This window comes from Janthinobacterium sp. PC23-8 (assembly GCF_002250505.1).
Classification (GTDB): Bacteria; Pseudomonadota; Gammaproteobacteria; order Burkholderiales; family Burkholderiaceae_D; genus Janthinobacterium.
This window is the reverse complement of sequence record NZ_NJGY01000001.1, coordinates 825,909-838,036: the sequence shown is the minus strand read 5'-3', so window position 1 is coordinate 838,036 and position 12,128 is coordinate 825,909. Positions and strand designations below refer to the sequence as shown.

Sequence of the window (12,128 nt, the reverse complement as noted above, 5' to 3'; positions counted from 1 at the left end):
GTGATGTCGGACGGTTATTTCCTGGCCGGCGAGGACGGCGCCAGCGGCGCCGCGCCGGCCAGCGGCTTGCCGCTATCGCCGGCGGGGCGGCTGATGATGCCGGACTGCTTTGCCTTGGGCAGGCCGCCCTTGTCGGTGTGCGTGGTCGATGGCGCGTTGTCCATGCCGCCGAGGATCAGCGGCATGCCGCTTTCGCCACCGCCCACCACCACCACCTTGGAGTTCTCCGATTGCGCCAGCTGCATGGTCGCATCGATGCCGCGCAGGCGCAGATAGCCGTTGGTCAGCGTGCCGCTGACCACTTCCTGGAAGCGGCGGATACCCTGTGCCTCGATTTCCTTGCGGTTGCGCTCGAGTTCCTCGACCTTGATGCGAAATGCGTATTCTTCGACGCGCTGCTTCTGTTCGTTCTTGTGTTCGATGGCCTGGCGCACCGTGGGCGGCAGCACGATGCTGCTGATCAGGACATCTTCCAGGTGCAGCAGTTCGAGTTTCGTCTTGGGTTCCACACTGTCGGACACTTCGTTGACATTGTCCGAGACGACCTCGCGCACCCTGCGTTCGAGTTCGCTGCGCTTTTCCGAGTACATGTCCTCGGCCTTCACCTCGCCGAGCACCGAGCGGGTTTCGGCGGCGATATCGGGGGCCAGCAGGGTTTCCAGGAAACGCGGCCCCACCCGCTGGTGCAAATGGCCGACATTGCCGGGGATCAGCCGGAAACGGTAGCCGACCTTGACGCTGATGGCCAGGCCGTCGGCCATCAGGGTGTCGACCGTCATTTCACCGAGGCGCATGCGCAGGTCGTACACCACCAGTTTATTCCAGGGCAGGATGAAGTGCGTGCCTTCGGCAAACGTGGTGTCGATCACCGTGCCTTGCTGGAAGCGCTTCCACAGCACGCCGACATGGCCGGCCGGCACCGTGCGGATGACGTGCGGCGACAGCACCACCATGATCGTCAGCAGCACCATCGCGGTGAGCGTCAGTTCGACGACGCGCGCCGCGAACCAGTCCCTGGTTTTCCGGTGCCAGCTACGGGGCGTGGCGGGAAGTGCGTTGGCCGTGTTGGCCTTGTCGAGCGCGTCTGGCTTGTCAAACTTCATCATCAACCTTTGCTATGCTTCCATAATTGAGTGCAATGCGGCGGTCCGCGACATCGAAATAGGCATCGTCGTGGGTGATGGCGACGATGGTCTTGCCGGCAGCCTTGAATTCGGGCAGCAGCTCGCGATAGAACTTCATGCGGAATACCGGGTCCTGGTCGGCGGCCCATTCGTCGAGGATCATGATCGGCTTGTCTTCCAGCAGCGCCACCAGCAGCGCCAGCCGCTTGCGCTGGCCCGAGGACAGGTCTAGCGTGTCGAAACTGTCGTCGACCAGGCGCACCTTGCCCACCATTTCCAGCCGCTCCAGCAGTGCCGGCACGCGCTCGCGCGCCTGTGGGGTGAGGCCGTACAGGCGGCGGAACAAGTGCGGATCGTTGAATACCACGGAAAACAGCTCGCGGTAGGCCTGGCCATCGGCCTGCGTCACCTCGCTGTCGGCCAGGTGGATGCTGCCGCTATCGGGCTGGTACAGTCCGGTCAGGATCTTCAGGAAGGTGGTCTTGCCCGAGCCATTGCCACCGGTGATGAAAACCGTTTCGCCACGCCGCAGCGAGAAGTCGATCGGTCCGAGCTTGAAGCTGTGGCGGCCTGCCATATCGTGGTGGGTGTAGACGATATCGCGCATGGTCAGCGTCTCGAACGGCGGCGCCACCACATCGGGCGCCTGCGGTACGCCGCCGCTGTCGAGCGCCGCTTCGACCTGGCTCAGGTTGCGCGCCGCCATGTCGGCGGTGGCCATCGACGGCACCGAGCCGACCACCGCCGAGATCGGGCCAAACAGGAACAGCACCACGGTGGCCGTCTGCACCACCTGCGAGGAAAATCCCGTCGACAGGATGGGCACGACAAAGACCATGGTGCCCACCAGCAGGAACAGGGTGGTCTGGGCAAACACGATAATGCTGCCCAGCGCCGTCATGGCGGTAATGCGGGCGCGCGCCGCTGCCTCCGATTCTTCCGCAAAGTGCCCGAACAGCTCATCGCTGCGGCCGCGATTCATGCGCGTTTCCTTGAAGCCGTCGACAAAGTCGGAAACCCGGTCAAACAGGCGGTTTTCCAGCTGTCCCGAGTCGCTCAAGGCCTCGTTGAGCTGGCGGCTTTTCAGCAGGTACATGCCGCCCGCCAGCGCGACAAAGCCGGTTGCCACCGCCAGCGCCATCGGCGACAGCCAGGCCAGATACAGCGCGCCAAAAAAAATCAGCACCACCGATTGCGCCGCATTGGTCAGCACCGATGCCAGTTGCGACAGCGTTTGCGTGTCCTTGCCGATGGCCGCGTACAGCACGCCGGGCCCGAGTTTTTCCAGCGTACTGAGCTGCGCATTGCGCAGCTTGCCGGTCAGGCGCAGGCGCAGCCGGTGCACCACATGCTCGACTTCGGCGGTGGTGACGCGGATGACGAAGCGGGTGGCGACGATATTGAGCAGCACCAGCACCATGAAGATGAAAAACGCCAGGGTTGCCTGTTTTCCCTTGGCAATCTCCTTGGCGGCGTAATTGACCGAGGCGAGCACGCCGGCGCTGGTAATGCCGGAGATCGCCACCATCACCAGCAGTTTGCGCTGCGTAATGCGCAGCCCTTCGGCCTTGAGCAGATGCAGAAAACTCATGAGCGGGCTCCGCCATGTCGATGCTGGCGCAGGAGCGGCGCCTTCACAGCGACCTGCGGGCCGGCTTGGCGCGCGTCAGTACCAGCAGCAGCAAGGTGATGGGTGGCGTAAGCAGCAGCGACAGGATGAAAAAGCCGATGAAGCCGATGCGGCGATGGATGCCGAACAGGCCGACGAACAGGCATCCCATCAGATATCCGGCCAACAGAAGTGGTGAAAGCATGTGCGGCAGCTCCTTGAACAAGCAAATATGGGTAATTATTTTTGTGAAAACTAACCAATTGTTTCTTTAATATTTGTTGGAATATGAAAAGTGCCGGATGATTAAGGTGGTGCGGAACATTTCAGGGCGCAATACTAGCATGCATTAAAGTTTCGAAACAAGAGTCCATCATAAAAATTAAAAACGTGGTTTGCATCATGCTGGCAGTTGGTGACAGGGATTGCTTTATTGTTTATTTCGTTTGCATGTGCCGCCAGGAGGCCGTGAAAAAAGCAGGCTTGTATTGTCGCAGTCGCGCGATTTTTCCATCGAAGATGCCAGTGGTGGCTGTTCATGCCGGTTGGGCGATGTGATGGGGGCGGCCGGGGTAGGCGGGTGATTGATTCTTTGAAAATATTCATTTATAAACTAATTTAAAATTTTTTTATCATGAAACAATTGGATAGATTTTTTTTGCCGATAGTGCGTATGCAATTGCTGTGGGCGTGGGGGAGCGGGGATGGATTGGGTGATGAAATGAATCCGGGATGGCTTTATTTTATTTTTGGTGAGAATTGGGTGATTGTGTATCGCAATGTTTACGTGCTAGGATTTAAAAGGATTTTTTGCGTAACGGTCGAGGCTATGCGCTTTGAGTCTGTAAGGGAGGTATTTTTTTTATGCGTCATTATTGAGGAGTATGGAAATGTTGGAACCAGAAGTGGTACCGCAAAAGCGCGCTGACCTGGGCGCTGAATCGCACCGTTTGCTGGGCGCGGAACGCACCGTCGTGCGTTATGCCCAGTGGTCCCTGCTGGCCGGCCTGGTGCCGTTCAGTATCCTGGACATCGCCGCGGTGACCGGCGTGCAGGTAAAAATGCTGCATGACCTGTCCGGCCAGTACGGTGTGTCGTTCCAGAAAGAGCGCATCAAGGTATTGGTCGGCTCGCTCGTTGGCGGTGTCGCCACCACTTCGCTGGCAGCGGGCGTGGTCGGCTCGGCAGTACGCGCGATCCCGGTGGTTGGCTCCTTCCTTGGCGTCGTGACCCAGCCGGCAATCGCTTACGCGACCACCGTGGCACTGGGCCGCGTCTTTATCAGCCATTTCGAAGCTGGCGGTACCTTGCTCGATTTCGATCCGATCGAAATGCGCAGCTTTTACCGTACCGAGCTGGAAAAGGCCGAGCAGGACGCGAAGACTGCATCGGCTACCGTCGCTGCGGCCTGACGCCAGCGCGAAAGGCATGACGAGCGACCTGTGATCTTGTTGAGCAGCGCGGACGTACGCAGGCAAGCATGGTCGACCACCGTCATCAGTGTGCCCGGCGAGCCCTCAAGACCATCTGCCGGTTTGCCGGGCCGTCAGAGCCGGGCCTGGTGTGGCGCCAGCGCCGCACATGCCCTGGCAGCCGCCGATTTCCATTCATCTCATTTAAAAATCACATCATGGACAGCACAAGTACAGCAGATGCAAAACAGGACCGTTACATCGTGGTGATCAATCACGAAGAGCAATATTCGATCTGGCCGGAATATCGCGAATTGCCGCTGGGCTGGTTTGATGCCGGCAAGCATGGCAGCCGCGACGACTGCCTGGCGCATATCACCGAAGTGTGGACCGACATGCGTCCGTTGAGCCTGCGAAAACACATGGGCGCCTGAGGCGCCGTGGCGCCGCCGCTTCCCGCCGTGCTGGCGCCGCCGACATTCCTGTTTCCATTACGCGATTGAACCTCTTATGACCGCCTCCCATCCCGTCACGCGCGCGCAGCGCGAATTGATACTGGTTAGCCTGCTCCACCCTGAATCGAGCCTGGGCAACACCGGTGGTACCGCCACCATACACGGCCCGCTCGATACTGCGGCGATGTGCCAGGGCGCGGCGCGCCTGGTCGCGCGGCACGAGATATTCGGCCTTGGCCTGACCATCAGTGCCGAGCATATCGGCCACCGGCCGGTGGCGCGGACGGCGGCCATGATGCAAATGGTCGATTATTCGGCCCATGCGGACGGCGCGGCGCGCGCCAGGGCGTTTATTGCGCAGCAGTTCGCCACCCCGATCGAGCTTGCCGGCGATGCCGCATTGATGCGCAATTATCTGATCCGCATCGACGCCGGGCACCATGTCTGGCTGTGCTATGGCGCCCATGCGCTGCTCGACGGGTGGAGTTTTTCGCTGCTGTTCAAGCAGCTGGCGCAGGACATGCAGCAGCATCTGGCGCAGGACATGCAGCAGCTGGCCGATGCCGCGCAGCCGGCGCCGTCGTTCCTGGAATATGTCGCCGAAGAGCGCCTGTGGGAGGAAGGCAGCGCGCGCCAGCGCTCGCTGTCCTATTGGCAGCAGCGTTTTCCGAGCGCCCCGCAGCCGCTGTTTGCACCGATCAAGCCGTTCCAGCTGGCCTCGCGCATGCTGGCAAGTCCGGTCGCCTGGAGCCGTTACGCCCAATGGGGCCGCGATGCCAGCGCGGCTGGCGTGTCGCTGGTGCCCTGGATCACTGCAGCCTTGCTGATGACGCTGGCGCGCCATGGCGGCGTGACCCGCCCGGTACTCGGCATGCCCTTGCTGGGACGGCGCACCGTGCGCCACAAGCAGACCATGGGCCTGTTCGCCAATGTGGTGCCGCTGGCGGTGACGGTGGAGCCGCAGCAGTCATTGGCGCAGCTGGCGGCGCGCGTGGCCGAGCAGCAGCGCGCCGACTACCGGCATGCGCGCATCACGCCCAATGACATCGCGCGGCCGTGGAGCCAGGAAGACGGCGGCGCCGGTTTCGTCGAAGCGACGCTGTCGTTCGAACGGCATGATTACACCGATATGTTTCCTGCTTGTACGCACAGGGTGGCGGCGTTCAGCCCGTTGCAACAGCGCCGGCCGCTGCAGATCTATCTGCGCGAGTACCAGGAAGGCGAGGAGGTCGACTTCGACCTGTATTTCAACCTGTCTTACTTTACCGACGCCACGGCCCAGGCGCTGCGCGACGACTGGCTGGCCCTGCTCGACGGCAGGCTCGCCGAAGGCGGCCTGGCGGCGCCGATGCCGCAGGCCGCCCTGCCTGCTGGCGCGGTGGCCGACCTGTGGCGCGGCTTCGAGGCGCAGGCCTTGCGCGACGGCGCAGCGACGGCGCTGGTCGACGCCGACGGCCGCCATGTCAGCTACGCCGAACTGCACCAGCAGGCGCGCCGCATCGGCGCGGCCCTGGCGGCGCGCGCGCTGGGCGCCGAGAGCCGGGTCGGCCTGGCAGCCGGCCGCCACGCCGGCCTGATCGCCGGGCTGCTGGGCATCCTGGCCGCCGGCGCGGCCTATGTGCCGCTCGATCCGCGCTATCCGGCCGAGCGCCTGGCCTACCTGGCCGGCGACGCGCAATTGGGCTGCGTGCTGGCCGACGCCGAGGGCGCCGCCGCGCTCGCCGCCGCCGCCGCCGGCACCGACTGGCCGGCGCCGCCGCTGCTGCTGCTCGACGAACTGGCGCGCGCGCCGGCGCCCGACGCCTGGATCGCGCCGCCGATCCACGCCGCGCAGGCGGCGTACGTGATCTACACCTCCGGCTCGACCGGCCAGCCGAAGGGCTGCGTGGTCAGCCATGGCAATGTGGCCAGCCTGATGGCGTCGGCGGTGGCGCTGCACGGCTACGGGCGCGACGACGTGTGGACGCTGTTCCATTCCTGCGCCTTCGACTTCTCGGTATGGGAAATCTGGGGTGCGCTGCTGCTGGGCGCGCGCCTGGTGCTGGTGCCGCATGCGGTCAGCCGCGATCCGGAACGGCTGCATGCGCTGCTGGCGCAGCAGGGCGTGACGGTGCTGAACCAGACGCCGACGGCCTTCCGTTCGCTGCTGGCGGTCGACGCGCAACTGGCGGCCGATGCTGCGGCGCCGGCGCTGGCGCTGCGCCGCGTGATCTTCGGCGGCGAGGCGCTCGAACCGTCGATGCTGGCCGGCTGGTACGCGCGCCACGGCGCGGCTACCGAATTGATCAATATGTACGGCATCACGGAAACCACCGTGCATGTGACCAGCCGCACGCTCAATGAGGGCGACCTGGCGCGCGGCAGCGTGATCGGCGCGGCGCTGCCGGGCTGGCGGCTGTACCTGCTGGACGCGGCGATGCAGCCGGTGGCGGCCGGCCTGACGGGCGAGCTGTATGTCGGCGGCGCGGGCGTCACGCGCGGCTACCTGGGACGCGCGGCGCTGTGCGCCGAGCGCTTCCTGCCCGATCCGTTCGCCGCCGACGGCAGCCGCATGTACCGTTCGGGCGACCTGGGGCGGGTGAACGCGGACGGCGAACTGGAATACCTGGGACGGGCCGACCAGCAGGTCAAGATACGCGGCTACCGCATCGAACTGGGCGAGATCGAGAGCGCGCTGGGGTCGCATCCGCAGGTGCGCGATGCGGTGGTGCTGGCGCTGGACGGCGACGGCGGCAAGCGCCTGGTGGCGTGGCTGACGCCGGTCTCGCCCGGGGGCGAGGTGGCGGAGGAAGCGCTGCGCGGCTGGCTGGGCGAGCGCTTGCCCGAGCATATGCTGCCGTCGGCGCTGCTGTGGCTGGAACGGCTGCCATTGACGGCCAACGGCAAGCTCGATCGCGCCGCGCTGGCGCAGCCGCAGCGGGTGGCGCCGACGCTGGCGCAGGCGGCGCCGCGCACGGCGCTGGAACGGCTGCTGGCCGGCCTGTGGCAGGAAGTGCTGGGGCGCACGCAGGTGGGCCGGGACGACAATTTCTTTGCACTCGGCGGCGACAGCATCCTGGCGCTGCGCCTGGTGGCGCGCATCAGGGAGCAGGGCCATGCCTGCAGCGCGCGCGAGATCTTCCAGCATCCGACGCCGGCGGCGCTGGCGCCGCTGCTGGGCCAGGCGGTGGCTCAGGGCCAGGACGGCGATGGCTTCGATGCGCGCCTGACGCCGATCGAGGCGTGGTTTTTCGATTTGCCGCTGGCTGAGCGCAACCATTGGAACCAGGCCGTGGCGCTGGAATTTGACGCTTCGCTGACGCAGCCGCAGGTAGCCGACGCCGTGGCGCGCCAAGTGCGCCGCCACGCCGCGTTTTTCTGGCGCTGGCGCGCCGATGGCGCCGCCTGGCGCGTGGAGCAGGACTGGTCGGCACCGCGCCACGTGTGGCTGTCGCTGCCGGCCGGCAGCAGCGACGCCGAAGCGGTACAACTGGCGCAGCGCCATATCGGCATCGCCGATGACGCGCTGTCGGCCTGTGCCTGGATCGAGGCTGGCGCCGGTCCGGCGCGGCTGCTGTGGCTGGTGCACCATCTGGCGGTCGATGCGCTGTCCTGGCATGTGCTGCTGGGCGGCCTGGGCGCCGCGCTGGCGGGCGTGCAGGCGCCGGCCGCAGCGCCCGTATCGACGCGCGCGCGTCGCCTGGCGGCGCGTTCCGGATCGGCGCCGGCGCCATGGCCGCACTGGTCCGACGCCGGCGCGCCGGCGCCGTTCGATGGCGCCGCCGGCAGCTATGGCGCGCAGTGCAAGCGCAGCCTGCTGATCGATGGTGCCACCTGGCACGCCGTGCGGGAAGCACAAAAGCACGGCTTGCGCCTGGAGGAACTGCTGCTGGCGGCGACGGCGCAGGCCTTGTGCGCCATCAGCGGGCGCGCCGATATCGCCCTGGCGCTGGAACAGCACGGCCGCGACCTGGACGCGCGCGACGCCGGCGCAGGCGCCGAGGTGGGCTGGTTTACCGTGATCGCACCGCTGTTGCTGACGGCGCCGCCACAGGCCGGTCCGCTCGACTGGCTGGCCAATGTCGTCGACGCGCTGGCCGCGTGGACGCCGCGCGCCGCCGACTGGCTGGCGCTGCGCCCGGCGATGGCGCCTGACGCGCGCCAGCTGCCGGCGATTTCCTTCAATTACCTGGGGAACTTCGCTACTGCGCCCAGCGTGGCCGGCATGACGCTGCTGCCGCTGCCCGAGCTGGCGTTGCACGATCCGCATGGCGGGCGGCCGTTCGCGCATGACCTGCTGGCCTGGTCCGATGGCGCCGGCCTGCATCTGCAATGGCTGTACCATGGCGCGCTGCACCAGGGCCCGCAAGTCGACGCCTGGCTGGCGGCGATCGCCACGGCGCTGGCGCAACTGGCGCAGCAGCTGTTGCACGGCGGCCCGCGCCTGCCGGTGCTGGCGTTGCAGGAAGGGCTGGTCTACCACGCCGCCAACGACGCCGGCACCCATCTGCCCAGCTACCTGGGCCAGGTGCGCGGCCAGATCGACGGCGCGCTGGAGCCGGCGCGCTTCGCGGCGGCCTGGGAGGCGCTGCTGCGCCGCCACACCGCCTTGCGCACCCGTTTCTACTGGCAGGGCGATGGCCGCGTGCGCCAGCAGGTCGAGCCGGCCGCAGCGCTGCCGTTGCGCCAGATCGATCTGCGCGGACTCGACGCCGCCAGCGCCGAACAGGCTTTGCGCCAGGCGCTGGCGGTCGATCATCGCAAGCCGTTTGCGCTCGACAAGGCGCCGCTGATGCGGCTGTTGCTGGCGCGGCTGGACCAGCAGCGCTGGGCCTTCGGCTGGACCCATCACCACGCCATCGTCGACGGCTGGTCGCTGCCGGTGGTGCTGGCCGATCTGCTGGCGCTGTACGACGCGGACCACGATCTGCCGACGGCGCCGGCCTGTACGCCAGCGGACCTGGTGCGCTATCGCCTGTCGCGCGATGCCGCCGCCGCGCAGGCGGCCTGGCAGGTTCTGCTGGCGCCGCTGGACGGTCCGTGCCGTCTGGCGCGCGGCCCGGCCGAGCGCGGCCCGACCGAACGCGGCCCGACCGAACGCGGCCCGACCGATGGCGCCGACGCCGACCTGGCGCTGACGCTGGCGCCGGCCCTGGGCGCCGAACTGGGCGCGCTGGCGGCCAGCCATGGATTGACTTTGAATTGCCTGTTCCTGACGGCGTGGACCCTGACGGTGGCGGCCTGCTCGGATACCGCCACGCCCTGTTTCGGCGTGACCGTCTCCGGGCGCGACGCGCCGCTGGCCGGCATCGAACAGCTGGTTGGACTGGCCATCAACACGCTGCCGATGGCCGTTGCGCTCGATCCGGCCGAATCCCTGATTGCCCTGGCGCAGCGCGTCCAGCTGACCCTGGCAAGCATGCAGGCGCACGCCGGCATGGCGCTGCCGGCGCTGCAGCGCCTGGCCGGCCAGCCAGGCCAGGAGCTGTTCGACACGCTGTATGTATTTGAAAACTATCCGCACGGCGCGCTGGCTGGCCGCGAGCTGACCGTGAGCGGCATCGACATGGCGGAACGGGCCCATTATCCGGTAACGCTGGCGGTGCTGCCCGGCACCGGCATCGCCTTGCGCCTGGCGCTGCGCGGCGGCGTCGGCGCCGCCTTCGGGCAAGCGCTGCTGGGCCGGCTGCATGCCACGCTGCAGGCCCTGGCCGGCACGCCGCTGCATGCCGTTGGCCTGCCCTTGATGCCAGCGCCGTCCGCGCCGTCCGGCGAGCCGGCCGGGTCAGGTTCGGAAGGCAGTCCCGGCCTGGTCGATATCTTCGAGCGCAGCGCGCAGGCGTTTCCGGAGGCGCCGGCGCTGGCCTGCGGTGAGCAGCGCTGGAGCTACCGCGAGCTCGACGCCCAGGCCGAGCGCGCTTGCGCCGAACTGCAGCGGCGCGGCATTGGCGCCGAAACGCTGGTGGCGCTGTGCGCGCGCCGCACGCCGCAGCTGATCGCCTGCCTGCTCGGCGTGGCCAAGGCGGGCGCGGCCTTCCTGCCGCTCGACGCCGATCTGCCGCCGGCGCGCCTGCAGGCGACCCTGGCCCGCTCGGGCGCGGCCCTGCTGCTTGCCGATGCGCATGGCGCCAGCGCGCCGGAGGGCATGGCCTGCGTTGCGCTCGATACCTTGCTGGCGGCGCCCGCCACGGCGCGCGTGCGCACGGCCGCCAGCGTCGATGCGCTGGCCTATGTGATCTATACCTCGGGATCGAGCGGCGTGCCGAAGGGCGTGGAAGTGAGTCAGCGCGGCCTGCACAACCTGATGCGGGCGCAGCAGGATGCCTGCCGCATCGGCAGCGATGCGCGCATCTATCAGTTTGCCTCGATCGGCTTCGACGCTGCCATCTCGGAAATCCTGATGGCCTTTGGCGCCGGCGCCATGCTCTGCCTGCCGGACGGCGGGCGCGGCGTGCTCGATATCGACTTCGAGGCCGACCTGCGGCGCCATCGGCCGACCCATATCACCTTGCCGCCTTCGTTGCTGGCCTCGCTGGCGCCGTCGGCGCTGGACAGCGTGCATACCCTGCTCGTCGCCGGCGAACGCACCAGCGCGGCGCAACTGCTGCCGTGGCGCGCGCCCGGGCGCCGCCTGATCAATGCGTATGGCCCGACCGAAGCGTCGGTCTGCGCTTCGATGGAAACGTGGCATGGCGAGGGCGATCCGGTGCTGGGCTGGCCGATGGCCGGCGTGACGATGCACCTGTTCGATGGCTGGATGCGGCCGGTGGACGACGGCGTGATCGGCGAACTGTATCTCGGTGGGCCGGGCCTGGCGCGCGGCTATCGCGGCCAGCCCGGCCTGAGCGCGGCGGCCTTCGTGCCCGATCCGTCGGGTAGCCAGCCCGGCCAGCGCCTGTACCGCAGCGGCGACCTGGCCTGCCGCCTTGGCGATGGCCGGCTGGTGTACGCCGGGCGGCGCGATGAGCAGATCAAGGTGCGCGGCCAGCGCATCGAACCGGGCGAAGTCGAGGCGGTGCTTGCCGGCCTGCCTGGCGCGCGCAGGGTCCGCGTCGGCGCCTGGCGCGAAGGCCTGCAGCCGATGCGGCTGGCGGCCTGGATCGAGGACCCGCACGGCCAGCTCGACCTGGCGCTGCTGGCGCACGCGGCGGCGCGCCTGCTGACACCCGCCATGCTGCCCGCCTTGTGGGCGCTGGTGCCCGAGTGGCCGCTGAACGCGTCGGGCAAGGTTGACATGCGGCGCTTGCCGCCACCGCAGCCGCTGGCCGCCGCCGATGCCGGCGGTGCCGGTGCTGCGGCGCATGACGCGGACGTGCTGGCCGCAGTGATCGCAGCCTGGGCCGATACGCTGGGTCTGGCCCAGGTGACGGCCGCGACCGATTTTTACGCCGCTGGCGGCGACAGCATCTCGGCCATGCGGATTGCCTCGCGCCTGCGCGGCGCCGGCTACCACCTGCAACCGCGCGACATCATGCAAGCCGGCACGCCGCTGGCGCTGGCGCGCGCCATGGCGCTGGCGCCGACCGAGGCCCCGCTGGCGCCGCCGCCC

The 12,128-nt window shown here is 67.5% G+C and carries 7 protein-coding genes; 4 read left to right on the top strand and 3 right to left on the bottom strand.

All coding sequences use genetic code 11. The annotated features are described in order from the left end of the window. Window positions 1-14: 14 nt before the first annotated feature. From CD932_RS03655 to CD932_RS28025, 3 genes are read right to left on the bottom strand one after another with little or no spacing between them, the layout of a single operon-like run. Complete coding sequence (locus CD932_RS03655) at window positions 15-1,106, bottom strand: prohibitin family protein (protein ID WP_094441441.1); 1,092 nt, start codon at window positions 1,104-1,106, stop codon at window positions 15-17. Then, window positions 1,093-2,715 carry a cyclic peptide export ABC transporter gene (locus CD932_RS03650; RefSeq protein ID WP_094441440.1) on the bottom strand — a complete coding sequence of 541 codons (1,623 nt, stop codon included), beginning with the start codon at window positions 2,713-2,715 and terminating at the stop codon, window positions 1,093-1,095. Before CD932_RS03650 ends, CD932_RS03655 begins: the two co-directional genes overlap by 14 nt. A 43-nt stretch (window positions 2,716-2,758) precedes the next feature. Continuing rightward, the gene (locus CD932_RS28025; RefSeq protein WP_141213169.1) at window positions 2,759-2,938 is read right to left on the bottom strand and encodes a hypothetical protein; all 180 of its coding nucleotides are present in this window, start codon (window positions 2,936-2,938) and stop codon (window positions 2,759-2,761) included. Between the two features lie 429 nt (window positions 2,939-3,367). Here CD932_RS28025 and CD932_RS28680 point away from each other — a divergent pair, with 429 nt between their 5' ends. From CD932_RS28680 to CD932_RS03635, 4 genes are all read left to right on the top strand, one after another. After that, entirely contained in the window at window positions 3,368-3,661 is a 294-nt protein-coding gene (locus tag CD932_RS28680) for a hypothetical protein (RefSeq protein WP_176460870.1), read from the top strand. Then, a complete protein-coding gene (locus tag CD932_RS03645; protein WP_176460869.1) occupies window positions 3,624-4,145 on the top strand; it encodes a YcjF family protein in 522 nt (173 codons plus the stop codon). Before CD932_RS28680 ends, CD932_RS03645 begins: the two co-directional genes overlap by 38 nt. A 218-nt stretch (window positions 4,146-4,363) precedes the next feature. Then, window positions 4,364-4,579 (top strand): MbtH family NRPS accessory protein, encoded by a 216-nt coding sequence (locus tag CD932_RS03640; RefSeq protein ID WP_094441438.1) that lies wholly within the window; start codon window positions 4,364-4,366, stop codon window positions 4,577-4,579. A 76-nt stretch (window positions 4,580-4,655) separates the two neighbouring features. Next, on the top strand, window positions 4,656-12,128 hold a 7,473-nt coding region (locus tag CD932_RS03635), incomplete at its 3' end, for a non-ribosomal peptide synthetase (RefSeq protein ID WP_141213168.1).

Bases quoted from the DNA above. Each gene is read 5' to 3' on its own strand.
- CD932_RS03655 (WP_094441441.1), bottom strand. From the start codon at position 1,106: ATGATGAAGTTTGACAAGCCAGACGCGCTCGACAAGGCCAACACGGCC.
- CD932_RS03650 (WP_094441440.1), bottom strand. From the start codon at position 2,715: ATGAGTTTTCTGCATCTGCTCAAGGCCGAAGGGCTGCGCATTACGCAG.
- CD932_RS28025 (WP_141213169.1), bottom strand. From the start codon at position 2,938: ATGCTTTCACCACTTCTGTTGGCCGGATATCTGATGGGATGCCTGTTC.
- CD932_RS03640 (WP_094441438.1), top strand. From the start codon at position 4,364: ATGGACAGCACAAGTACAGCAGATGCAAAACAGGACCGTTACATCGTG.
- CD932_RS03645 (WP_176460869.1), top strand. From the start codon at position 3,624: ATGTTGGAACCAGAAGTGGTACCGCAAAAGCGCGCTGACCTGGGCGCT.
- CD932_RS28680 (WP_176460870.1), top strand. From the start codon at position 3,368: ATGAAACAATTGGATAGATTTTTTTTGCCGATAGTGCGTATGCAATTG.